The following is a 21,305-nucleotide window of genomic DNA, read 5'->3' as shown; positions in this document are numbered from 1 at the left end:
TGCCCCTCCGGTGCTGCGCGGAGGACCGGCCAGAGCTCAGCGGTCCAGGCGGCCCGCCTTGAGGCTGGCGAGGAACGAGGCCCACGCTGGCTGGTCGACGCGCAGCGTGCCACCGTCCCGGTCCTTCGTGTCCCGGACGTAGGTCGCGGACTCGGTGATCGCCAGCTCCACGCAGTTGCTGGCACCGCTGCCACTGCGGCTGCTCTTGCGCCAGTTCAAGTCCTTCATCCCAATGCCTTCGCTCGTTCGCGGATCAGCTCAACGGACTCATCGGTGCGGAGCGCCGATGAAGCGATCTCCGAGAACATCTCCGCGAAATGATGTACGTCATTCACATTCTCCACCCAGACGCCGCCGGCGACGTAGTCCAGGTAGACCGCGGGCGGGTCTTCGGGGTCGGCGTAGTCGATGATCGTGAAGCCGCCGGACATGGTGCCGTACGCGCCCATGCTGAACGGGAGGATCTGGATCGTCACGTTCTCGCGAGCAGCGCAGTCGTCCAGGTAGTGGAGCTGCTCGGCCATCACCTCGGGTCCGCCCACAGCTCGGTGGAGCACTGCCTCGTCGATCAACGCGTGGAAGCGGAGTGGTGACGGAGGGGCCAACCGCGCTTGACGACTCAGCCGAGCCGTTACGTAGCGCGCGGGTTCGGCGGTGTGGAACTGCTGCCCGCTCTCGTTGACAGCCCGAGCGTAGGCGTGGGTCTGCAGCAGTCCAGGGACTACGTGCGGCTCCAGCGTCCGGGCGCTGTGGGCTTCCGCTTCAGCACGCAGGAAAGCCCGGAACGCCTTCGGGGAACCAGACGGGGTGATGACCTGAGTGGCGCGTTCACCTGCGTCATCCCACAACGCACCAGCTTCGAGGCGTTCCTCATCGGTCGCGTTGTAGAGCGCCAGCAGTGCTTGCAGGGCAGCCCAACCCGGGCGGACGTGCCCCGTTTCGTAGCGGCTGATCGTCGGCTCACTGACGCGGAGCAAAGCGCTCGCGTCGCCGAGCGACTTGCTGGCGTCGCTGCGAAGTCGGGCGAGCAACTGCCCCAGTCGCTTCTTGCGGCGCGTCGGAGTGGCTGGCATGGCAGGAGCCTAGCTCTCCGTAGAGAGGTGTAGTTGCACCTGATCAAGCGATACCAAAGTTGTAATTGCACCCATAGGCTTCGCAGCATCGCTGATCTCGCCGTACTGCGAAACGAAGGTCTGGGGTGATGGCCGTGTATCCGTTCCATTGGGTCCCTGCTGGTGGGGCGCGGCATGCGAGTACCGATGCGCGGCCGGACGGGGCGCTGGCCTACCCGAGCGGGACCGGGGTCCGGACGTTGTGCGGGGCCGACCTCGTCGCCGACAACTCCGAGGTCGCCTGGCTCTGGAGCACCTGCGCAGACTGCAACGCCGCCGCGCGGCGGATCGCCGACAACGCTGACTGAACCCGGGAGGACTCGACATGGTGGACCTCGTGCCGCAGATCGGCTGCGTCGCGGCCGTCCTCGCCTGCTACCTCGTCCTGACCTGGCGACCGCGCCGCGCGCAGCACGCCAGGGGTGGCGAGGGCACGGTGACCGTCTGGCAGCTCGTGGCACACGTGGAAGCCGAGCGGCAGGAGCGGGAACGCGCCGGCCGTCACCGACTCCGTGGGCCCACAGTGTCCACACCGGACGGTCCGTGGCCGCCGCTGGAGCTGCAGCGGCGCGTCCTGGACGGGCTGCGCCGCCTCTGACCACCTGGATGCCGGCTCGTCGCTGATGCCCCCGACCTGCGTCGAGCCGGTCGGCCGGTCGGCACGTCGTCCCTCCCCGCGTGCCGACCGGCCACCCCGGGGCAGCCACCACGCGGTCCGGCTCAGGGGCCCGGCGACTGCGACGGATCGACTGCGCTCGCGGGGAACGTGCTTCTGCCATCTCGAGTTCAGCTCAAGATTTCTCCAGAACATCGGGCGTTCCGGGGAAACATCGCGCCGCGACGTGACACGTTGGGGTCCTGCTGACAACCGAACATCCCCTGTGTGAGGAACGTTGAAGAAGCTGATCGCATCCCTGTCCGTGGCGTTGGTGGTCGGACTGGCGGGCTGCAGTGCTCCCACGTCGTCGGAGACCCAGCCCGGCAGCGCCGTGGAGGACTCCACGCCCGAGCAGCAGGCCGAGGAGAAGAGCACCGGTGGACCGGTGGCCTTCGGCGAGTCCGTCGAGGTCGCCAAGGACGCCGGGGCGCGCCTGACGGTGACCATCGGGGCGCCCGCCGACCTCGACCCCGCGCAGGCGAGCTTCCCGCCGGAGGTGGGCAAGTACGTCGCCGTCGACGCCCGGGCCGAGCTGCTGGCCGGCGCCATCGACAACATCAGCGACGACGAGTTCACGCTCGTCGACGCGCAGGGCAACCGCTACGAACCCGCCACGGTGTCGCTGGACAACATGTTCCTGCACCTGCTGACCGAGGGAGAGCCGGTGTCCGGGACGATCGTCTACGACGTCCCGGTGGACGCGACCGGGTTCACCGTCGAGTACGCGCCGACCGACTCCAACGAGCAGCCGATGGGGGTCCTCGGCACCTGGAAGTGACGCGTCCGGCGTCCTGGCCGGGTCGTTCAAGCCCTCGGAAGGGCCGGAACGACCCGGCTTTTTGTCGCTCGACAGAGCTAAAAAAGCCACACATTCGGGTGATCGGAAACGAGTAACGATCGCATCCTCCCGATCGAGCAGACCCGTTTGTCCTGATCAGGCGGCAGATCGTGGTGATCGCGCTCCAGATCGGCCCGCACCGGCCCCGGAGGCGCACCGGTTAGCGTCCGTTCGGCTTTTGATCTCCCCGGATCGAAACGCCGCTCGCGCCGGTGCTTCCCGGCCGCCGCCGGATGCTGCCGAGTACCTCACAGGGCCAGGAGCCGATCATGAGTCCACGAACGTCCTTCACCAGGCGCAGGATCCAGCTGGGTGCTGCACTCGGTGCGCTGTGCGTCGTGCTCGCGGGATGCGGCAGCGCTCCGGCCTCCCAGCCCGCCCAGGTGATGGCCCAGGCGGACCTGGGCATGCAGGCGCCCGCCACCACCTTCACCGAGTTCCCCACCGCGCCGCGGGACCCCGCACCGCACGGGGAGACCGGTGGCGTCGTCCTGCACGTCAAGCAGGACATCGCGGTGCACCACGCCCCCGGCGGGGCGGTGTTCGCGAAGCTGCCCGCCAAGCAGTTGGAGAACCCCACCTGGGTGCCGGTCATCGCCGAGCGCGGGCGGTGGGCGCAGGTGCTGCTCCCGTCCCGCCCGAACGGCAGCACCGGCTGGGTCCGCACCGACGGGCCCGTGGAGCGCGCCCGCACGCCCTACGTGGTCGACGTCGACATCGACGCGCGTCGCCTCGTGGTGCGCGAGGACGGGGCGCCCATCGGCGAGTGGGTGGTCGGCGTCGGTGCGCCGGAATCGCCCACGCCGCGCGGCCGGACCTACATCATGGCCGCGATCGAGGAGACGGTGACCACGTTCAGCCCGATCATCCTGCCGCTGGGCACGCACTCCAACACCTTCAGCACCTACGGCGGCGGCCCCGGCACCGTGGCACTGCACGGCTGGCCCGACCCGTCGGTGTTCGGCCAGGCCAGCAGCGACGGATGCGTCCGGGTGCCCAGCGACGCGCTCCAGCTGCTCACCACTCTGCCGCTGGGCACCTTGGTCCACCTGCGGTGATCGCTGCGGATGGAAACACCCCGAATGAACAGGAAATGGGAGGGAGCTATGCGTAGAAGTGCTTGCCTCGCAGGCGCACTCGTCGCTGGCGCAGGACTCATCGCTGGAGCCGCTCCGGCGTTCGCGGACAGCGCGGACAACGACGGCATCAACGTGGGCAACGACAACAACCTGAGCGTGCTGCCGGTCCAGCTGTGCGGCAACGACATCACGGTCGTCGGAGCGATCGTCTCCTTGGTGTCGCCGCAGTCCAGCCACTGCGTCAACGCCCCCGTCGTGGACCACCCGGACGTCCCTCCGGTGGCCTCGGAGCCGCCGGTCGACGGGTCGACGCCCCCGTCCGACGGCAAGACGCCGCCCGGCGACCCGTGGGTGCCGCCGGTGGAGGCCGAAACCCCGCCGTCCGAGGGGACGGACCCCACGCTGCCCACGGCGCCGTCCCCGGCTCCGGTGCGCGGCCACCACGCCGTCACGGGCTGATCGCGACCGCCCGCCACCTGAACGGGTACAACACCTGGTTCGGGCTGGCGGGCGCGGTGCGTCCTCACTACATTCCGGAGCTGCGTAGATCGCTACGCGCTCCACGTGGTCGTCCCGGCTCGGACGGCCACACCCCCTGCGGTGGTGCCCGGCGAAGTACTCCCCCTCTCTTCGCTGGGCACCACCGTACTTCCAGGTTCCCGCCCGGGACCGTCCGAACCCCACGGCGACCGCCAGGCACCCGACGCAGACCGCGAGCGCGACGTGGTCACCCGCCTCGAACGCCTCGCGAGCCGGGACCACCAGGTCCGCGGGGACTCCGCGGAGGTCTCCGGTGGCGATGGCGCCGGCGAACTCGAACCGCGACGACGCGCGGCGGGTCTGCCGCACCGACCGCCCCGGCGACCGCGGGTCCCGCAGCAGCGCCCGAGCTGGCGGGCGGAGTTCAGCACCGCGGACGCCGCACCGGTGACGGGGCACATCGCGCAGGGCCACGCGGGTGGTGCCGGGGACCAGCAGCCCGAAACCGACCCCGGCGAGCACGTGTCCCACGCCCGCGACCGGGAACGGCGTGGTGGGGGTGACGGTGCTCAGGGCTGCCACACCGAGCGCTCCCGCCGCGCAGCCCGTCGTCACGAGGACCCGCGGGCTCCAGCGCCGGCCGAGGGGCCCGGCCGCCTGCGCCGCGACCAGGAACGGGGCGTTCATCAGCAGCCACGACAGGCCGGTGCGGAGCGCGGACCAGCCGAGGAGGTCCTGGAACAGCAGCGTGACGTGGTGGAGCGTGCCGCTGGAGGCCAGGCACCGCCCTCGGCACGAGCGGCTCGCGGGCGCGGCGCTGCCACTGGACGAACGCGGCGAGAGCGAGTCCGCCGAGGACGAGGGACACCACGGTCCGCGCCGGGTCCCCGGGGACCGCGGTCGCGGTGATGAGCCCGAACGTCACCGACACCGGCCCCACCGAGGCGAGCGCGACACCCGGCACGTCGAGCGGCCGCGGCTCGGGGGCCGCGGTGGTCCCCGGGACCGCCAGGACGACCAGAGCGGCCGTGACGGCGACGATCGGGACGGTGGTCCAGAAGATGCTCGACCACCCGGCGGACGACAGCAGCAGGCCTCCCGCGACCGGGCCCCCGCCGGAGCCGAGGCCGCCGATCGCGGCCCACCAGCCGATCGCCCGGCCGCGCTGGTCCGGCGGGTAGGTGTCCGTCAGCACCGCGAGGGTGAGCGCCACGACGGCTGCGCCACCCGCGCCCTCGCCGACGCGCGCCCACCAGCGCGGCCGGGTCGGGCGCCAGCGCCGCTGCCGCGGAGCAGCCGCCGACGACGACGAGACCACCCAGCAGGACGGGCGGTGGCCGAGCCGGTCACCGAGCGCGCCCACCCCCGGGACCAGCGCAGCCAGCCCGAGGGCGTACCCGCTGCCGACCCACTCCAGCGCACCGGGATCCGCCCGGAACGCCTGCTGGACCGTCGGGAGGCCGACGGTGACGATGGTGACGTCGAGCTGGACCACGAACCCCGCCAGGCACAGCGCCAGCAGCGCCACCCGCCGTCGCCGGGTCTGGGGGAGGGGTGTGGACGGGGTCGCCACGTCGTCCTCCTGGCACGGTCTCGTCGGCAGGCGTGCCAGACGGACTGACACCCCGCGACACGAGGACGTGACCGGTGGGACCCGCAGCAGAACTCGACCGGCGCTTCGAGGAGGACCGGCCCCGGCTGACCGCACTGGCCCAGAGGGTCCTCGGCAGCAGCGCGGACGCGGAGGACGCCGTCCAGGACGCCTGGGTGCGCCTCAGCCGGCCGGGCGCCACGGACGTCACGGCCGTCGACAACCTCGACGGGTGGATGACCAGGACCGTCTCGCGGACCTGCCTCACCCCGTCCGGACCCGACCTCCACGTCCGAGCGGACCAGGACCCGCACCCCGCGGAGGAGGCGGTGCTCGCCGAGCAGGTCGGTCTCGCGCTCCACGTCGTCCTGGAGAGCCTGGCCCCACCCGAGCGCCTCGCCTTCGTGCTCCACGACTCGTTCGGGATGCCGTTCCGCGAGATCGCCGAGATCCTCGGCCGGACGCCCGAGGTGACCCGCGAGCTCGCCAGCCGCGCCCGTGGACGCGTGCACGCCGTGCGACCGGCCGAGGTCGAGACCGACCCCGCCCGCCGGCGCACCGGGTCGACGCCTTCTTCGCGGCGTCCCGCCGCGGTGACCTCGAGGCGCTCGTCGCGCTGCTGCACCCCGAGGTCACGTTCCGGGCCGACGGTGGGGCCACGAGACCGGACGCGACCGCCACGGCCCGCGGTCCGCAGGACGTGGCGAAGCGCGCGGCGGCGTTCGCGGTCCCGCACGCCCGGGTCGAGCCGATCACGGTGAACGGCAGCCCGGGCGTCGTGCTCCCACGGCCGGCCGGTCTCGGTCATGGCGTTCGTGGTCTCCCGAGACCGGATCGCCCTGGTCTGGTCCCCGCTCGACCAGCCGCGCGTCGACCAGTGGTCAGCAGCCCCGGGTAGGACCGCCTCAGGCGAAGGACTTCGCGGCGGCGAGGAAGGCGTCGTTCTCCTCCGGCTGCCCGATGGTCACGCGCGCCCCCTCGCCCGCGAACGCGCGGACCACCACGCGGTTCTGCAGGCAGTGCTCGTTGAACTCCTCGGTGCGCTCCCGCAGGGGCAGCCAGACGAAGTTCGCCTGCGTCTCCGGCACCTCGTAGCCCAGCGCGACCAGCTCCCGGTGCACCCGCTCGCGCTCCGAGGCGACGGCGGCGCAGCGCTTCCGCAGTTCGTCCTGCGCCGCCAGGGAGGCGACCGCGGCCACCTGGGCAAGGGCGTTGACGCTGAACGGGATGCACACCTTGCGCAGCGCTTCCGCCACCTGCGGCGGCGCGATCGCGTAGCCGGCGCGCAGGCCCGCCATGCCGTAGGCCTTGGAGAAGGTGCGCATCGACGCCACGTTGGGGCGCCGGCGGGTGATCTCCACGCCGTCCGGGGCGTCCGGGTCGGTGACGAACTCGAAGTACGCCTCGTCCAGGACCACCAGCACGTCCTCCGGCACCCGGTCCAGGAACGACTCCAGCTCGGCCGTGCGCAGCAGCGTGCCGGTCGGGTTGTTCGGGGTGCACACGAACACCATCCGGGTGGCCGGGGTGATCGCGGCGAGCATGGCCTCCAGGTCCAGCGCGTGCTCCCCGGTCAGCGGCACCCGCACCTGCTTGGCGCCCACGACCTGCGTGATGATCGGGTAGGCCTCGAACGACCGCCACGGGAAGACGACCTCGTCCGCGGGGGTGCAGGTGGCCTGCACCAGCTGCTCGCACAGCGCCACGGAGCCGCACCCGACGGCGATCCGCTCCGGCTCCACCCGGTAGTGCGCGGCCAGCGCCTCGGTCAGCTTGCCGACACCCATGTCCGGGTACCGGTGCACCTCCGCGGCCGCTTGGTTGATGGCCGCCACCGCGCTCGGCAGCGGGCCCTCGGAGACCTCGTTGCTGGCCAGTTTGATCGAACCGGGCACGGTCCGTCCCGCCACGTAGGCGGGCAGCTGGTCGAGGTCGGCACGGGTGCGCACGCTCATCTTGCGGACTCCTTCACTCGGTCACGGTGACGTTAACGCGCCGCGGCCCCGAGCAGCAGCCCGATCCCCGGTGCCTCCGGTGGGTGCGCCCGTCGGCGCGTTCGGGTGACCGTGCGGGGGAACTCGCTGGTCCGACCGGATGACGGTGTTGACTCGTGTTCACCAGGGCGTGATTACCTGCACGGCATGACCGAAACCCGGACCGAGACCCTCCCCCTCACCGACGGCACCGAGCTGCGCCTCACCGTCGCCGAACCGGACAACGTGGTGCGTGGGGGGCTCGTCTTCCTGCACGAGGCCCGTGGGGTCACCGACCGGGTGCGGGCGGTGTGCAGCGCCCTCGCGGAGGAGGGCTGGCTCACCGTCGCACCGCACCTCTACCACCGCGAGGACGGGCCCGACGACGTGCGGAAGCTGTCCGGCGAGTCGATCCTCACCGACACCGACGCGGCGTTCGTGTGGCTGTCCGACCAGGGCGTGCCCGCCGACCGGCAGGGGATCATGGGCTTCGACGTCGGCGGCACCGCGGCGCTGGTGGTGGCCGCCAGCCGCACGCTGGGCGCGGCGGTGAGCGTCGGGGGCCGGGGCGTCCTCGAACCGCTGTCGGCGGCGCTGCCGCCGCTGGTGGAGATCGCCGGCGAGCTGTCCTGCCCGTGGCTGGGCCTGTACGGCGACGACGAGGGCGTCGAGGCCGAGGAGGTGGACAAGCTCCGGGAGGTCGCCGAGACGGCGTCGGTGGTGACCGACGTGGTCCGCTTCCCGGGCGCGGGCCACCGCTTCGACCGCGACCAGGACGCCGCCGCCGAGGCCTGGCGCCGAGCCCGCAACTGGCTCGACCTCCACCTCAGGTGATGTCCACCGGAGTCGCGCCCTCCCAGCCAGGGGCGGGGTGCGCTGCGGAAACCCCTTCTCAGGGGTGGTCGGGTGGGGGTGCGGTGGGTTAGGAATGGCGCATGACTTCGCGCACCGAGCCCGCCTCGACCCCCGAAGTGCTGTGGCAGCCGAGCGAGGAGCGCGCGGCCGCCAGCCGGATGGCCGCGTTCCGCGAGTGGCTGCGCACCGAACGCGACCTCGACCTGCCCGACTACCGCGCCCTGTGGGAGTGGTCGGTGTCGGACCTGAGCGGGTTCTGGGCGGCCGTCGCGGACTTCTTCGACGTCCGCTTCCACGACCGCGCCGACCGGGTGCTGACCGACGAGACGATGCCGGGCACGGAGTGGTTTCCCGGCGCGACGCTGAACTACGCCGAGCACGCCCTGCGTGAGGGCGACGGCAAGGGTGACGACGACCTCGCGGTCGTGTTCGCCCGGGAGGACGGCCGCACCGAGGAGATCACCTACGGCGAGCTGCGGGCCCGCGTGGCGGCCGCGCGCGCCGCGCTGGTCGAGCTGGGAGTGCGCACCGGTGACCGGGTGGCCGCGCTCGCGCCGAACTGCCCCGAGACGCTGGTGGCCTTCCTCGCCGCGGCCAGCCTCGGCGCCACGTGGTCGTCCTGCTCGCCGGACTTCGGTGCGCGGGCGGTCGCGGACCGGTTCGTGCAGATCGAGCCGAAGGTGCTCATCGCCGTCGACGGCTACCACTACGGCGGCCGCCCCTTCGACGTGCGCCCCACGGTGGACCAGCTGCGCGAGGCGATGCCGGGCCTGGCCGCCACGGTGCTCGTCGACTACCTCGGCCAGGGCGCGTCGCTGCCGGGCGCCCTCGACTGGGACGGCCTGCTGGCCAAGCACCGCGGCGCCCCGCTGGAGTTCGACGCGGTGCCGTTCGACCACCCGCTGTGGGTGCTGTACTCCTCGGGCACCACCGGCCTGCCCAAGGGGATCGTGCACGGGCACGGGGGCATGGTCCTGGAGCACCTCAAGGTCCTCGGGCTGCACTGCGACCTCGGCCCGGGCGACCGGTTCTTCTGGTTCACCACGACCGGCTGGATGATGTGGAACTTCCTGGTCGGCGGCCTGCTGAGCGGCACCACGCTGGTGCTGTTCGACGGCAGCCCCGGCTACCCGTCGCTGTCGGTGCTCTGGGAGCTGGCGGCCCGCCACCGCGTGGCCTTCTTCGGCACCTCGGCGCCGTTCATCCAGAGCTGCCTCAAGCAGGGCCTGCGCCCGAAGGACGAGGTCGACCTGTCGGCGCTGCGCACCGTCGGCTCCACCGGTGCGCCGCTGACCACCGACGGCTTCCGCTGGGTGGCCGACGCGATCGGCGCGGACGTGCAGATCGCCAGCGTCTCCGGCGGCACCGACGTGTGCACCGCGTTCGTCGGGGCGTCCCCGGACGTCCCGGTGTGGCTGGGCGAGATCTCCTGCCCGATGCTCGGCGCCGCGGTGGCCTCCTACGACGAGAAGGGCGAGGAGCTGCACGAGGAGGTCGGCGAGCTGGTGCTGACCAAGCCGATGCCGACCATGCCGGTGTTCTTCTGGAACGACCCGGACGGCACGCGGCTGCGCGAGGCCTACTTCGACACCTACCCCGGTGTCTGGCGGCACGGCGACTGGGTGCGGATCACCGACCGCGGGTCCCTGGTGATCTACGGCCGCAGCGACTCGACGCTCAACCGCGGCGGCGTCCGGATGGGCACCGCGGAGTTCTACCGCGTCGTGGAGGGCTTCGAGCAGATCGTCGACTCGCTGGTGATCGACACCTCGGGCGCCGGCGAGACCGACGGCGAGCTGCTGTGCTTCCTGGTGCTCGCCGAAGGCGCCGCACTGGACGACGTGGAACCGGCCCTGCGGGACGCGCTGCGCCGCGAGCTCTCGCCCCGCCACGTGCCGAACCGCTTCATCGTCGTGGACGAGGTGCCGCGCACCCTCAACGGCAAGAAGCTGGAGGTGCCGGTGAAGAAGATCCTCGCCGGCACCCCGCCGGAGCGGGCGGTCAGCCGCGACGCCCTGCAGAACCCGGCCGCCCTGGAGACGTTCGTGCAGTTCAGCGCGGGGAAGCGGGGGTGATCGACGCGGAAGTGACCCCCCCTTGCGGAGGGCTTGAACGGGGCGTGTACTCTTTTCTCCGGTGGCCGCGAAGGACGCCGGGAGGCTTCGCCTAGTCTGGTCTATGGCGCCGCACTGCTAATGCGGTTGGGGGTTACGCCCCCTCCCGGGTTCAAATCCCGGAGCCTCCGCAGAGGTTCCCCCCGCGAGGTGGGGGCCCACAATTGAACAAGCGCCCGTAGCTCAACGGATAGAGCATCTGACTACGGATCAGAAGGTTTGGGGTTCGAATCCCTACGGGCGCGCGTCTGGTCGAGACAGCGAGAAGCCCCCTCACGCAGGGGGCTTCTTGCTGTTCCGGGACGGTTCGGTGTCGAGTGAGCCGCGTCACGCCGGTGTCCACTCCGGCTGGACCGTCAGCACCGGCGCGGGTCGACGTGGTGAAGCCCACAGGGTCGAGATCCGGGCTCCCGGTTCCGGGTGGTCGTGAGCGGCAGGGGCAGAATGCCTGTCGGTCGACCGCGATGGGGAGGTTCTCGATGGCCAAGGGCGACGACATGGACCGCGCGATCCGCGCGCTGCGCACGGGTGCGGTGCTGCCCGCGGAGGACTCCGGGCTGCTCGCCGACCTCATCGAGGCCCACGTCACCGCCGAGATCGGCGCCGCCCCGCCCGGGGGCTGGTTGATCGCCGACATGGCCGCGCTGGACCTGGCCCGGGCCGTGCTCGACGGCCGCAGCGCGGCACCGGACGACCTCAAGCGCATCGTCGAGGCGCTGCGCGAGGGCACGGCGGTGCCGCAGGAGCACTCGCCGAAGCTGGCCGCGCTGCTGGAGAAGCACCAGCAGCTGGAGTGGCCGGACGAGCCCTCGGCGGCGTGGCAGCGGGTCCGCGACGGCGCGCAGGCCGTCGCCGCCGCCGTCGTGCGGGCGATGCAGTAGGGCGCGGTCACACCGGCTGGGTGGCGGGCGTCCGGATGGCCGTGGCCAGCAGGGCCGCCAGCCCGCACAGGCCGGCCGCGATGATCCACACCGCGTCGTAGGAGCCGAGCACGTCGCGCACCACGCCGCCGCCGATCGCCACCAGCCCCGCACCGACCTGGTGGGCCGCGTTCACCCAGCCGAAGACGACCGCGCCGCCCGCGCCGAACGCCTCCCGGCACAGCGCGATCGTCGGCGGGACCGTGGCGACGTCCAGCAGGCCGAACAGCACCGCGAACGCCACCATCCCGGGCTGCACCGTCGGCCCCAGCAGGGACGGCAGGGACAGCAGGGACGCGCCGCGCAGGCCGTAGCAGGAGGCCAGCAGCAGGCGGGGGCTGAACCGGTCGGTGAGCCAGCCGGACGCGATGGTGCCGACCACGTTGACCACGCCGATGACCGCCAGCACGGAGGCGGCGAGGGTGGTCGGCATGCCGTGGTCGTGCGCGGCGGAGGCGAAGTGGGTCCACATGATCCCGTTCGTGGACGCGCCGCAGACCGCGAAAGTGCCTGCCAGCAGCCAGAACGGGCCGGTCCGCGCCGAGCCGAGCAGCAGCCGGACCGCGCGGCGGGCCGCGCCCGGCTCGGGCAGCGGCTTCGGCACGGGGCTCGTCGCGCCGTACGGCCGGAGGCCGAGGTCGGCGGGGTGGTCGCGCAGCACCGCCCAGACCAGCGGCGCCACCGCCAGCGCGAGCAGCGCGAGCGCGACGGTGGCCGTCCGCCACGCGAACCGGTCGATCACCCAGGACATCACCGGCAGGAACGCGAACTGGCCGAAGACGCTCGCGGCGGTCAGGAACCCGGTCACCAGCCCGCGCCGGGTCGTGAACCAGCGGTGCGTCACGGTCGCCGCGAACGTCATCGCCAGCGCCCCGCACCCGACGCCGACGAGCACGCCCCACTCGACGACCAGCTGCCAGGGGTGGGCGACGGCGGTGGTGGTCGCGGCCCCGGCGGCGATGAGCAGCAGGGCGCCCGCCGCCACCCGCCGGATGCCGGAGCGGTCCACCAGCGCGGCGGAGAACGGCGCGGTGAGGCCGTAGAGCGCCATGTTCACCGACACCGCCACCCCGATGGTGGCGCGCGACCAGCCGAACTCGTGGTGCAGCGGGGTGACCAGCAGGCCCGCCGTGGTGGCGCAGGCCCCCGCGGCCACGACGACCAGGGCGGTGACGGCGGCGACCCACCAGGCGCGGTGCACTTCGACTCCCATGCCCCCGACCCTGCGCCGTCCGGCGTCCCAGAACGAGTGGCCTGATGGCCAACCTGTGCAAGAATCGGGCCATGTCCAGGATCGCCGTCCTCGTGCGGCACGGCGTCATGCCGATGGAGCTGGGGCTGGTGCACCAGCTGTTCGGCCGGGCGCTCGCGCCCACCGGGGAACCGCTGTACGAGGTCAGGACCTGCGCGCTGACCCCCGGCGAGGTGCGCACCGACGCGGACTTCCCGATCCACGTCGCGCACGGCCCGGAGGCGCTGGCCGACGCCGACACCGTCATCGTGCTGGCCACCCACGAGCACGACGAGACCGAGACCGAGGGGCGGCTCGGGCCCGAGCTGGCCGCCGCGCTCGCGAAGATCCGGCGGGGGACGCGCATCGCCTCGATCTGCACCGGGGCCTTCGTGCTGGCCGCCGCCGGCCTGCTGGACGGGCGCCGCGCGACGACGCACTGGATGTCCAGCGACCGCTTCCGCGAGTTCTTCCCCGAGGTGCAGCTCGAACCCGACGTGCTCTACGTCGACGAGGGCGACGTGCTGACCTCGGCGGGCGAGGCCTCCGGGATCGACCTGTGCCTGCACATGATCCGCTGCGACCACGGGGCGGCGGTCGCCAACGAGGTCGCGCGGGCGACCGTCGTGCCGCCGCACCGCGACGGTGGCCAGGCCCAGTACGTCCGGCGGCCGGTGCCGGAGCCGCAGGTCTCGTCGACGCGGCGGGCGCGCGCGTGGGCGCTGGAGCACCTGGACCGGCCGCTGACGCTGCGCGAGCTGGCCGCCCAGGAGGGGATGAGCGTGCGCACCTTCACCCGGCGGTTCCGCGACGAGGTGGGGATCTCGCCGCTGCAGTGGCTCACCCAGCAGCGCATCGAGCGGGCGCGCCAGCTGTTGGAGGAGACCGACCTGCCGGTGGAGCGGATCGCGGCCGACGCCGGGTTCGGCACCGCGGCGTCGCTGCGCCAGCACCTCAACGCCGCCCTCGGTGTCTCCCCGAGCGCCTACCGCAACACCTTCCGCGGCACACCCCTCGCCAGCTGACCGGGTGATCGGCGTCGCGGTGGAGGGCGCCTTCACGCGTCCCCGCTCCGGTGGCGGGGCACGCGGACGGACCCTTGCCCCGGTGCGTCCGGGAGGTCATGATGCGCCGACCAGAGGACCACAGTGTCCCATGTGGACGATCGGAGGCAGCTCATGGCGGACCGACCGGCCGACCTCTTCCAGCTCGACGGACGCAAGGCCGTGGTCGTCGGCGGCGGCAGCGGACTGGGCCGCGCCAGCGCGGTCGGCCTGGCCGACTTCGGCGCGCAGGTGGTGATCGCGGACGTGGACACCGCCGGTGCGGCGGGCACCGCGGAGGAGATCCGGGAGCTGGGCCACGAGGCCACCACCCGCGAGCTCGACGTGCGCGACGCGGACCAGGTCCGGCAGCTCGCCGAGTCCGAGCCGGACACCGAGGTGCTGGTCGTGACGCCCGGCATCAACGTCCGCAAGCGCCTGCTGGACACCGTCGACGAGGAGTTCGACCGGGTCGTCGACCTCAACCTCAAGGGCACCTACCGGCTGCTGCGCGAGTTCGGCGCGCGGATGGCCGAGCGCGGGCGCGGCAGCATCATCACCTTCGCCAGCTTCCGCGCGGAGATCGTCGAACCCGGCCAGGGCATCTACGCCGCGACGAAGGCCGGCGTGGTGCAGCTGTCCCGCGCGCTGGCCGCGGAGCTCGGGCCGAAGGGCGTGCGGGTCAACGCCGTCGCGCCCGGCCCGTTCGAGACGCCGCTGACCGAGCAGATCAAGGCCGACGGGGACTGGTACGGCGCGTACGCGCGCAAGACGGCGTTGCAGCGGTGGGCGAAGGCCGACGAGATCGCCGGTGCCGTCGTGTACCTGGCCTCGGACGCCTCGTCCTACGTGACCGGCAGCCTCCAGCTCGTCGAGGGCGGCTGGACCGCCGTCGACGGCCGCTACGACCCCAACGTCTGACCCCGACCAGCACCCGGTTCCCCCAGTCCGGCGCGAAAGGGGCGTGCCGGTTCCCGGCGGAACGGTCACGCCCCCTCGCAGCCGCCGGACCGGGGTCAGGGCTTCACGACCTCCATGGGGAGGCCGTTGGTGATGCGGACCAGTTCGTCGAAGGTCGTGGGGAACATGGCGTGCTTGGAGCCCGCTCCTGCCCAGACCACCGGGTGGTCGGCCAGCGTCCGGTCCACCACCGTCCGGATCGGTTCCGGGTGTCCCACCGGCCCGACCCCGCCGACCGGCTGGCCGGTCGCCTCCTGCACGAACTCCGGGCTGGCGCGCCGGATCCTGCCCACCCCGAGGACCCGCGCGACGTGCCGGGTGTCCACCCGGTGCGCGCCGCTGGCCACGACCAGCAGCGGCTCGTCGTCGACGGTGAACACGAGGCTGTTGGCGATCGCGCCGACCGGGCAGCCGAGCTGCTCGGCAGCCGCGGCGGCGGTGGGCACCTCGGTGCTGAACTCGACGACCTGACCGGGCACGTCCAGCTCGCGCAGGCAGGCGGCGAAGGTGGCGGTGGCACTGTTCATGCCGCGCAGCATCGTCGACGCCGCGCGGCCCGGGCAAGCCGGTTTCCCCGCGGTCGCCGCGGGGCTGGGCGCAGGATCACCGGACCGTGCGGTCCGGGCAGGACGGCTCGGCGTCGGGCCGGCCCTCGCGGACCGCCGACGCGGCACGGCCTGGCCGCGCGGATCGGCGATCACCGCAGGCACCCCGCCCCGGGCTGGCGCCCGCCGCCACGACAGGCGCCGCCCGCAGGATCGCCGCGACCAGCCCCGGTCACCGCAACCGCCGGGCCCGCAGCACGGTGTCGCGCGTGTGCTGCGTGCCCGGCGGTGGGGGAGCGGTCCGCGGCCGGGTCTCGTCGACCAGGACCTCCCAGTCCTCGCCGAGCAGCGCGGCGATGTCGGCGGGCTGGTAGTAGCCGGCCGGGTCGAACCCGGAGTCCGGTGGCACCTCGGCGATGTCGTGGCTCGCGACGAGCAGGGTGCCGCCGGGGGCGACGGCGGCCAGCAGGCCGCGCAGCGCGGTGTGCCCCGGTTCGTGCGGGAGCGGGAAGTACTGCAGGGAGACCAGGTCGAACGCACCGGCCGGGGGCGGTGTGGTCGTCGGGTCGCCGTGCTGCCAGGAGATGCGGTCACCGAGGTCCGCGCCGGCCTCGGCGGCCCGCGCCAGGGCGACCCGGGAGATGTCCACCGCGGTGACCTGCCACCCGCGCCGGGCCAGCCAGAGCGCGTCGGCTCCCTCGCCGCACCCCACGTCCAGCGCCTGCCCGGGCGGCAGGTCGCCGGCCTCGGCGACGAGCACGCCGTTGGGGTTGCCGCTGAAGAGCCGGTCGCGCGTGCTGTACCGCGCGTCCCAGAACTGCTGGTCCACGATCCCTCACCTCTGTCGTGCTGCGTGTCGCCACCACGGTGCGCACGCCGGCGCGGCACCGGCAAAGCCCGTTGCGGGAACGGCAAGGCGATCCCTCCGGACGGAGCAGCGCGAGCCCGCCGAGAACCGCTGCCGCGCATCGAGAACCCCCGCCCGTCACCCCGCGTGACGAGTGATCCGACCCACTGCTGTTAACGCAGGTCGGCACCCGGTCGACATGCGGGGTGCGGCCGCGCTCCGCGGTCGTCGTTCCCACCTGACACCGAGAACGGGTCTGGCCTTCCCGGCCGTCCGCAGTTGCAGGGTCGGTGTCCAACCGAACAGTCCTCCCGCGGTCCGCCACGCCCTGGCGAGGTCGCGGTCCCCGGAACCTCACGCGACCGCCCCGCGGGTCGTCGTGCGGTTCGCGCTGCCCGCCCCACCGTCCCGAGGGATGCCCATGCACGTCCGGCTCCTGGTGCTCGCCGTCGGCACCTTCGTCATCAACACCGGGTCGTACCTGGTCGCCGGGGTGCTCCCGGCGATCGCCGCGCACGTCGGGGTGCCGGTGACGACCGCCGGCCAGCTGGTCACCGTGCACGCCCTGACCTACGCGATCAGCGCCCCGATCTTGTCCACTGTGGTCGGTCGCTGGGAGCGGCGGCGGCTGCTGTGGCTGTCGCTGGGGCTGTTCGTGGTGGGCAGCACCGCCACCGCGGTCGCGCCGGACTTCGGCACCCTCACCGCCGCGCGCGTGCTGGGCGCGCTGGGCGCGAGCCTGTTCACCCCGACCGCGGTGGTGATCGCCACCGACCTGGTGCCGCTGGACCGGCGCGGGCGCGCGGTGTCGCTGGTGCTGGCCGGGCTGACGCTGGCGACGGTGATCGGTGTGCCGCTGGGCGTGCTGCTGGAGTCGTCCGTCGGCCACCAGGGGTTGTTCTGGGTGGTCGCCGGGCTCGGCGTGCTCGCCTCGACCGCGCTGCTGGCCCTGCCGCCGGTCCCGGCGCCGGCGGCGCTGCGGCTCCGCGAGCGGGTGCGGGTGCTGCGCGACCGCGCCGTGGTGTGGGTCCTGGCGGTGTCGATGCTCGCCTCCCTCGCGGACTTCGCCGCCTACACCTACGCCTCGCCGATGCTGTCCGCGCTGACCGGCGCGGGCGCGGGCACGCTCGGCGTGCTGCTGTTCGTCTACGGCGTCGCGGGTGCGATGGGCAACGCGGTGGTCGGCCGGATCACCGACCGCTTCGGCTCGGGCGTCGGCATCGCCGGGTCGCTGCTGCTGCTCGCCGCCGGGCTCGCGTTCCTGCCGCTCGCGGGCGGGTCGCTGGTGGCCACCGCGGCACTGCTGGTGCTGTGGGGCCTCGGCGGCTGGGGGATCATGCCCGCGGTGCAGCACCGGCTCATCTCGCTGGCCCCGGCGGGCGCGGCGGTGGTGATCGCGTTCAACTCCTCCGCGCTCTACCTGGGCATGGGCCTCGGCGGGATCACCGGCGGTGCGGTCGTGGCGCAGTGGGGCTGGTGGGCGCTGGGGCCGGCGTCGGCCGTCGTGTCCGTGCTGGCCCTCGGGCTGTTCTGGCGGACGCCCACCGCCCCGGCCGCCGCCCCGGTCACCGCCGCCGAGCGCGAGGCCGCGCCCGCGTGAGCGTCAGAGCAGCAGCGGGAGCCGGCGCACCCCGGTCATGGTCGGCGTGGGCATGAACTCCGGCGGCGCGTCCGGATCGGTCCGCAGGTCCGGGAACCGGTCCAGCAGGATGTTCAGCGCCACGCGGCCCTCCAGCCGCGCCAGCGGTGCGCCGAGGCAGAAGTGGATGCCCCGGCCGAAGGCGATCTGCGGGTTCGGGTCGCGGGTGACGTCGAAGGTGTCCGGGTCCTCGAACTGCCGCGGGTCGCGGTTGCCGGCCGCCACCCACACCATCAGCAGCTGGTCGGCGGGGATGACCTGGCCGCCCACCTCGGACTCCTTCCAGGTCGCCCGGGACACGGTGGCGAAGGGGCTGAGGAACCGCAGCGACTCCTCGATGGCCCGCGGCACCAGCGACCGGTCCGCCCGCACCGCCGCGAACTGCTCGGGGTGCGCGTCCAGGCACAGCACCGTGTTGCCCAGCAGCATCGTGGTGGTGATGTGCCCGGCGATGAGCAGCACCATCGCGAAGTTGACCGCTTCGCCGTCGGTGAGCCGCGCCCCGTCCACCTCGGCCTGGACCAGTTTGGTGAGCAGGTCCTCGCGCGGCTGCTGCCGTCGCTGCTGGACGTGTTCGAGCAGGTAGTCGCGCAGGTGCTCGACCTGCTCCATCGCCCGCGCGAGGTAGGCCTCCTGCTCCTGCGACCGCTCCTTCAGCGTGAAGCCGTTGGTGGTGTCGAACATCGCCTCGACCCACTGCTTGAACAGCCCCCGGTCGCTGCTCGGCACGCCCAGCAGCTCGGCGATCACGATGACCGGCAGCGGGTAGGCCAGGTCCGCGACCAGCTCGGTCCGGTCGGTGACCGCGTCGAGCAGCTCGTGGGTCAGCTCGGCGATGCGCGGTTCGAGGTCCGCGACGACCTTGGGCGTGAAGGCGTGGCTGACCAGCTTGCGGAGCTTGTTGTGCTCCGGCGGGTCCATCTGCACCAGGTTGCCCTCGGTGGTGAGCTTCGGAGCCACGTCCGGGACCAGGCGCTGGGTGGCGGAGGAGAACGTGGCGTGGTCGCTGAGCACCTGCACGATCTCCGGGTAGCCGTAGACGTTCCAGAGCCCGGTCTTGTCGTCGTACTGCACGGGCTCGTCCGGGCGCACGCCGCGCAGCCAGAACTGCGCCTCGTTGATGCCCCAGGTGTCGGCGAGGGTGGTCATGTTGCCGTCCCTTCCTCGTGGTGGGTCCGAGCGTGGGATCAGCCCCGCTCGTCCTCCGGGCCGTAGATCCGCTCCCGAAAGGTCGTGTTGAGGGCGTCGAACAGGTCCGCGATCTCGTTCGCCGCCGAGGTGAGCGAGCTCGGGTCGGGTTCGCCCTCGGGTTCGAAGGCGTGCTTGACGGTGTGGGCCAGGACGTCCGCCGTGGTCTCGGCGTCCAGGTGCGGTGTGCCGGCGTCGAGCGAGTCGAGGGTGAAGAAGCCGAGGCTGGCCGCGTTGAGCGCGTACTCCAGGTGCGGGACGTCGTCGCGCACCAGGCCGTGCTCGGTGACCAGCGCGCAGTACCGCTCGTGGATCTTCTGCTCCTGGGCCCGCACGGGCGACTGCGTGAGGCTGCCGAGCAGTTCCGTGTCCGCGGTGACCGCCGCGCGCAGCAGCGGGTCGCGCTGGATGACCAGGAACGCGCTGCGCAGGTAGCGGTGCGGCTGGATCTCGCGCGGGTCCTGCCGCAGGCGCGCGGCCATCTCGGTGAGCATGCCCGTCGACGCGCGCAGCATGAGCGCCTCGAACAGCTCGCCCTTGGTGCGCCAGTGCAGGTAGACGGTGCCCTTGCCGACGTGGGCCCGGCGGGCGACGTCCTCGATGGTCACCTTGCGGTAGCCCAGCCGGAGCATGAGCTCACCGGCCGCGTCGAGGATGCGGTCGGCTCGGTCGGCGGTCTTCGGCACGGGCACCTCCTTGACTTCGTGACCAGATTCGAAATCTGGTCATCTGGTCACCGCTCAAGGTAGACCTGTCCGGCCGCGACCACAAGCCCCCTCGACCGGGCCACGGAAGGTGGTGACGGCGTGCACGCTGCGCACATCGGGCTTACGTTCGGCGTGCAACGGCCCGAGGACCCACCTCGCGACCGGGAAGGGAGCGCCATGGGGCTCGGAGACTTCAAGGACCGCGTGCAGGACCTGGGGAGGGAGCACAGCGACCAGGTCGACAAGGGCGTGGACGCGGCCGCGAGCGGCGCCAAGGAGAAGTTCGGCCACGACGAACAGGTCGACCAGGCCGCGCAGAAGGGCAAGGAGTTCGTCGGCGACGACTCGGAGCAGGAGCCGGGTCAGTAGGCGACTGGGCATCGCCGCCCGGCCCAGGCTGCGGAACGGGACCAGGTGAGGGTGTCCCGGCGCAGTGGTCGGAGCGGATCATGGAGAGGCCGCCCCACGCACTGGGCGGCCTCTCTGCGTGTCAGGCGGCGGTCGGGACCTCCACCGTGGCGGTGTCGTCGGTCAGCGCCACCACCCGGCCGCCGAGCTCGCCGAGCTCGCGCAAGCGCTGCGGGGCGGCGGCGTCGAGCCGGACCGTCTCGGTCGTCCGGTCGCAGGTCGCCAGGTCCTCGAGGTAGCGGCGGGCGTCGTAGCCCTCATCCACTGTGGACTTCAGGCCGCCGGTGGAGGCCAGCGAACCGCGGGCCGCGCCCAGCCGGCCGAGGGCGTCGTCGACCGCGTCCAGCAAGGCGTTCCGGTTGCCTTCCGTCATGGCCCGCACCAGGTCCGGCGGGCTGCCCGCCACCCGCGTGCCGTCCCGGAACGACCCGGCCGCCAGCGACAGCGCGAGCGGTCCGCCGTCCGCGCCGACGGCCGCGAGGATCGCGGCGAACACGTGCGGCAGGTGCGAGATGCGGGCGACGGCCGAGTCGTGCGCCCCGGCCGTGGTGGGCACGACCTGCGCGCCGCAGTCCAGCGCCAGCTGCGCGGCCTCCCGCCACGCGTCGAGCGCGGTGCCGTCCTCGAGGGTCACCGCCCAGGCCGCGCCGGAGAACAGGTGCCCGGAGCTCGCGCCCCACCCGGAGCTCGACGACCCGGCCATCGGGTGGCCGCCCGCGTAGCGGGCCTGCGGGAGCAGGCTGCGGACCTCGGCGGCGACCGGGTCCTTGACGCTCACCACGTCGGTCAGCCAGGCCTGGGGCGCGTGCTCGGCGACCTCCCGCAGCACCCCGCGGACGGCGGTCAGCGGCGTCGCCACCACGACCTGCGCGTCCTCGGCGGCGGCCCGGCGCAGCGCGGCGTCGACCTCGACGACGTCGAAGCCGTCCGCCCGCGCCGCCTCGGCGTCGTCCGCGGAGGTGGTGGTGCCCCAGGCGGGGCGTCCGGCGGCGGAGGCGGCCCGCAGCACCGAACCGCCGATGAGTCCCAGTCCGATCACGCACACGGCACGCATCCACCCATACTGCCCGACTCGGCGGGTCGTGGCGCACCCGGTCGAGCGGTGTTCGAAGCCCGG

22 protein-coding genes, 2 tRNA genes and 3 pseudogenes are annotated in these 21,305 nt (G+C 73.0%); 16 read left to right on the top strand and 11 right to left on the bottom strand.

Annotated elements, in window-relative coordinates; genetic code table 11:
• Positions 1–36: 36 nt before the first annotated feature.
• Together HNR68_RS02520 and HNR68_RS02515 are read right to left on the bottom strand one after the other, a co-directional pair.
• Positions 37–228 (bottom strand): DUF397 domain-containing protein, encoded by a 192-nt coding sequence (locus HNR68_RS02520; protein WP_179717235.1) that lies wholly within the window; start codon positions 226–228, stop codon positions 37–39.
• A complete protein-coding gene (locus HNR68_RS02515; protein ID WP_179717233.1) occupies positions 225–1,073 on the bottom strand; it encodes a helix-turn-helix domain-containing protein in 849 nt (282 codons plus the stop codon). The genes HNR68_RS02520 and HNR68_RS02515 overlap by 4 nt, the downstream gene beginning before the upstream one ends.
• A gap of 128 nt (positions 1,074–1,201) precedes the next feature.
• Between HNR68_RS02515 and HNR68_RS02510 the strand changes: the two genes are divergently transcribed.
• From HNR68_RS02510 to HNR68_RS02490, 5 genes are all read left to right on the top strand, one after another.
• On the top strand, positions 1,202–1,420 hold the full coding sequence (locus HNR68_RS02510; RefSeq protein WP_179717231.1) for an HC3 family zinc finger protein: 219 nt from the start codon (positions 1,202–1,204) through the stop codon (positions 1,418–1,420).
• Between the two features lie 17 nt (positions 1,421–1,437).
• Positions 1,438–1,710, top strand: coding sequence for a hypothetical protein (locus HNR68_RS02505; RefSeq protein WP_179717229.1), 273 nt, complete (start codon positions 1,438–1,440; stop codon positions 1,708–1,710).
• A gap of 295 nt (positions 1,711–2,005) precedes the next feature.
• Positions 2,006–2,548, top strand: a complete 543-nt coding sequence (locus HNR68_RS02500; protein ID WP_179717227.1) for a DUF4352 domain-containing protein — start codon at positions 2,006–2,008, stop codon at positions 2,546–2,548.
• 329 nt (positions 2,549–2,877) lie between these two features.
• Positions 2,878–3,666: a L,D-transpeptidase family protein gene (locus HNR68_RS02495; RefSeq protein WP_179717225.1), complete on the top strand. Its 789-nt coding sequence runs from the start codon at positions 2,878–2,880 to the stop codon at positions 3,664–3,666.
• 48 nt (positions 3,667–3,714) lie between these two features.
• The gene (locus tag HNR68_RS02490) at positions 3,715–4,146 is read left to right on the top strand and encodes a hypothetical protein (protein WP_218888174.1); all 432 of its coding nucleotides are present in this window, start codon (positions 3,715–3,717) and stop codon (positions 4,144–4,146) included.
• A 477-nt stretch (positions 4,147–4,623) separates the two neighbouring features.
• On the opposite strand, the pseudogene HNR68_RS27540 reads toward HNR68_RS02490, so the two are convergent.
• Together HNR68_RS27540 and HNR68_RS27535 are read right to left on the bottom strand one after the other, a co-directional pair.
• Positions 4,624–4,947 (bottom strand): annotated as a pseudogene (locus HNR68_RS27540) (MFS transporter); the annotation flags it as partial.
• Between the two features lie 118 nt (positions 4,948–5,065).
• Positions 5,066–5,662: pseudogene (locus HNR68_RS27535) on the bottom strand (MFS transporter); the annotation flags it as partial.
• A 152-nt stretch (positions 5,663–5,814) separates the two neighbouring features.
• On the opposite strand from HNR68_RS27535, the pseudogene HNR68_RS26605 reads away from it, so the two are divergent.
• Together HNR68_RS26605 and HNR68_RS26600 are read left to right on the top strand one after the other, a co-directional pair.
• A pseudogene (locus HNR68_RS26605) lies at positions 5,815–6,252 on the top strand (sigma-70 family RNA polymerase sigma factor); the annotation flags it as partial.
• A gap of 122 nt (positions 6,253–6,374) precedes the next feature.
• Complete coding sequence (locus HNR68_RS26600) at positions 6,375–6,656, top strand: sigma-70 family RNA polymerase sigma factor family protein (RefSeq protein WP_246330597.1); 282 nt, start codon at positions 6,375–6,377, stop codon at positions 6,654–6,656.
• A 7-nt stretch (positions 6,657–6,663) separates the two neighbouring features.
• On the opposite strand, the gene hisC is transcribed toward HNR68_RS26600, so the two are convergent.
• Positions 6,664–7,713 carry a histidinol-phosphate transaminase gene (hisC, locus tag HNR68_RS02475; RefSeq protein ID WP_179717219.1) on the bottom strand — a complete coding sequence of 350 codons (1,050 nt, stop codon included), beginning with the start codon at positions 7,711–7,713 and terminating at the stop codon, positions 6,664–6,666.
• 186 nt (positions 7,714–7,899) lie between these two features.
• Between hisC and HNR68_RS02470 the strand changes: the two genes are divergently transcribed.
• The 5 genes from HNR68_RS02470 (at position 7,900) to HNR68_RS02450 (ending at position 11,581) form a co-directional block, all read left to right on the top strand.
• On the top strand, positions 7,900–8,565 hold the full coding sequence (locus tag HNR68_RS02470) for a dienelactone hydrolase family protein (RefSeq protein ID WP_179717217.1): 666 nt from the start codon (positions 7,900–7,902) through the stop codon (positions 8,563–8,565).
• Between the two features lie 101 nt (positions 8,566–8,666).
• A complete protein-coding gene (locus tag HNR68_RS02465) occupies positions 8,667–10,661 on the top strand; it encodes an acetoacetate--CoA ligase (protein ID WP_179717215.1) in 1,995 nt (664 codons plus the stop codon).
• Positions 10,662–10,741: 80 nt separating this feature from the next.
• Positions 10,742–10,831, top strand: a tRNA-Ser gene (locus HNR68_RS02460).
• A 41-nt stretch (positions 10,832–10,872) separates the two neighbouring features.
• Positions 10,873–10,945, top strand: a tRNA-Arg gene (locus HNR68_RS02455).
• A 234-nt stretch (positions 10,946–11,179) separates the two neighbouring features.
• Complete coding sequence (locus tag HNR68_RS02450) at positions 11,180–11,581, top strand: hypothetical protein (RefSeq protein WP_179717213.1); 402 nt, start codon at positions 11,180–11,182, stop codon at positions 11,579–11,581.
• A 7-nt stretch (positions 11,582–11,588) separates the two neighbouring features.
• Here the strand turns inward: HNR68_RS02450 and HNR68_RS02445 are convergent, their stop codons facing one another.
• Positions 11,589–12,833: an MFS transporter gene (locus HNR68_RS02445; protein ID WP_179717211.1), complete on the bottom strand. Its 1,245-nt coding sequence runs from the start codon at positions 12,831–12,833 to the stop codon at positions 11,589–11,591.
• 44 nt (positions 12,834–12,877) lie between these two features.
• On the opposite strand from HNR68_RS02445, the gene HNR68_RS02440 reads away from it, so the two are divergent.
• Both HNR68_RS02440 and HNR68_RS02435 read left to right on the top strand, forming a co-directional pair.
• Positions 12,878–13,876, top strand: coding sequence for a GlxA family transcriptional regulator (locus tag HNR68_RS02440; protein WP_179717209.1), 999 nt, complete (start codon positions 12,878–12,880; stop codon positions 13,874–13,876).
• Between the two features lie 153 nt (positions 13,877–14,029).
• Positions 14,030–14,815: an SDR family NAD(P)-dependent oxidoreductase gene (locus tag HNR68_RS02435; RefSeq protein WP_179717207.1), complete on the top strand. Its 786-nt coding sequence runs from the start codon at positions 14,030–14,032 to the stop codon at positions 14,813–14,815.
• A 95-nt stretch (positions 14,816–14,910) separates the two neighbouring features.
• On the opposite strand, the gene HNR68_RS02430 is transcribed toward HNR68_RS02435, so the two are convergent.
• Positions 14,911–15,381: a YbaK/EbsC family protein gene (locus HNR68_RS02430; RefSeq protein ID WP_179717205.1), complete on the bottom strand. Its 471-nt coding sequence runs from the start codon at positions 15,379–15,381 to the stop codon at positions 14,911–14,913.
• Positions 15,382–15,631: 250 nt separating this feature from the next.
• A complete protein-coding gene (locus HNR68_RS02425; protein ID WP_179717203.1) occupies positions 15,632–16,228 on the bottom strand; it encodes a methyltransferase domain-containing protein in 597 nt (198 codons plus the stop codon).
• Positions 16,229–16,661: 433 nt separating this feature from the next.
• Here HNR68_RS02425 and HNR68_RS02420 point away from each other — a divergent pair, with 433 nt between their 5' ends.
• Positions 16,662–17,846, top strand: a complete 1,185-nt coding sequence (locus HNR68_RS02420; RefSeq protein ID WP_246330371.1) for an MFS transporter — start codon at positions 16,662–16,664, stop codon at positions 17,844–17,846.
• Positions 17,847–17,849: 3 nt separating this feature from the next.
• On the opposite strand, the gene HNR68_RS02415 is transcribed toward HNR68_RS02420, so the two are convergent.
• Entirely contained in the window at positions 17,850–19,034 is a 1,185-nt protein-coding gene (locus HNR68_RS02415) for a cytochrome P450 (protein WP_179717201.1), read from the bottom strand.
• Positions 19,035–19,072: 38 nt separating this feature from the next.
• Positions 19,073–19,759, bottom strand: a complete 687-nt coding sequence (locus HNR68_RS02410; protein WP_179717199.1) for a TetR family transcriptional regulator — start codon at positions 19,757–19,759, stop codon at positions 19,073–19,075.
• Positions 19,760–19,957: 198 nt separating this feature from the next.
• Here HNR68_RS02410 and HNR68_RS02405 point away from each other — a divergent pair, with 198 nt between their 5' ends.
• Entirely contained in the window at positions 19,958–20,149 is a 192-nt protein-coding gene (locus HNR68_RS02405) for an antitoxin (RefSeq protein ID WP_179717197.1), read from the top strand.
• A 121-nt stretch (positions 20,150–20,270) separates the two neighbouring features.
• Here HNR68_RS02405 and HNR68_RS02400 read toward each other — a convergent pair whose 3' ends face one another.
• Entirely contained in the window at positions 20,271–21,242 is a 972-nt protein-coding gene (locus HNR68_RS02400) for a prephenate dehydrogenase (RefSeq protein ID WP_179717195.1), read from the bottom strand.
• Positions 21,243–21,305: the final 63 nt, after the last annotated feature.

It is taken from the genome of Saccharopolyspora hordei, from assembly GCF_013410345.1.
In the GTDB taxonomy this organism is placed as follows: Bacteria; Actinomycetota; Actinomycetes; order Mycobacteriales; family Pseudonocardiaceae; genus Saccharopolyspora; species Saccharopolyspora hordei.
This window is presented reverse-complemented; position numbering and strand designations above follow the sequence as displayed.

Excerpts from the sequence above, each read along its gene's own strand:
- HNR68_RS02415 (WP_179717201.1), bottom strand. The coding sequence starts at position 19,034 with ATGACCACCCTCGCCGACACCTGGGGCATCAACGAGGCGCAGTTCTGG.
- hisC (WP_179717219.1), bottom strand. The coding sequence starts at position 7,713 with ATGAGCGTGCGCACCCGTGCCGACCTCGACCAGCTGCCCGCCTACGTG.
- HNR68_RS02435 (WP_179717207.1), top strand. The coding sequence starts at position 14,030 with ATGGCGGACCGACCGGCCGACCTCTTCCAGCTCGACGGACGCAAGGCC.
- HNR68_RS02430 (WP_179717205.1), bottom strand. The coding sequence starts at position 15,381 with ATGAACAGTGCCACCGCCACCTTCGCCGCCTGCCTGCGCGAGCTGGAC.
- HNR68_RS02510 (WP_179717231.1), top strand. The coding sequence starts at position 1,202 with ATGGCCGTGTATCCGTTCCATTGGGTCCCTGCTGGTGGGGCGCGGCAT.
- HNR68_RS02450 (WP_179717213.1), top strand. The coding sequence starts at position 11,180 with ATGGCCAAGGGCGACGACATGGACCGCGCGATCCGCGCGCTGCGCACG.
- HNR68_RS02420 (WP_246330371.1), top strand. The coding sequence starts at position 16,662 with ATGCCCATGCACGTCCGGCTCCTGGTGCTCGCCGTCGGCACCTTCGTC.
- HNR68_RS02520 (WP_179717235.1), bottom strand. The coding sequence starts at position 228 with ATGAAGGACTTGAACTGGCGCAAGAGCAGCCGCAGTGGCAGCGGTGCC.
- HNR68_RS02445 (WP_179717211.1), bottom strand. The coding sequence starts at position 12,833 with ATGGGAGTCGAAGTGCACCGCGCCTGGTGGGTCGCCGCCGTCACCGCC.
- HNR68_RS02470 (WP_179717217.1), top strand. The coding sequence starts at position 7,900 with ATGACCGAAACCCGGACCGAGACCCTCCCCCTCACCGACGGCACCGAG.
- HNR68_RS02490 (WP_218888174.1), top strand. The coding sequence starts at position 3,715 with ATGCGTAGAAGTGCTTGCCTCGCAGGCGCACTCGTCGCTGGCGCAGGA.
- HNR68_RS02515 (WP_179717233.1), bottom strand. The coding sequence starts at position 1,073 with ATGCCAGCCACTCCGACGCGCCGCAAGAAGCGACTGGGGCAGTTGCTC.
- HNR68_RS02400 (WP_179717195.1), bottom strand. The coding sequence starts at position 21,242 with ATGCGTGCCGTGTGCGTGATCGGACTGGGACTCATCGGCGGTTCGGTG.
- HNR68_RS02440 (WP_179717209.1), top strand. The coding sequence starts at position 12,878 with ATGGCCAACCTGTGCAAGAATCGGGCCATGTCCAGGATCGCCGTCCTC.
- HNR68_RS02405 (WP_179717197.1), top strand. The coding sequence starts at position 19,958 with ATGGGGCTCGGAGACTTCAAGGACCGCGTGCAGGACCTGGGGAGGGAG.
- HNR68_RS02505 (WP_179717229.1), top strand. The coding sequence starts at position 1,438 with ATGGTGGACCTCGTGCCGCAGATCGGCTGCGTCGCGGCCGTCCTCGCC.
- HNR68_RS02495 (WP_179717225.1), top strand. The coding sequence starts at position 2,878 with ATGAGTCCACGAACGTCCTTCACCAGGCGCAGGATCCAGCTGGGTGCT.
- HNR68_RS02465 (WP_179717215.1), top strand. The coding sequence starts at position 8,667 with ATGACTTCGCGCACCGAGCCCGCCTCGACCCCCGAAGTGCTGTGGCAG.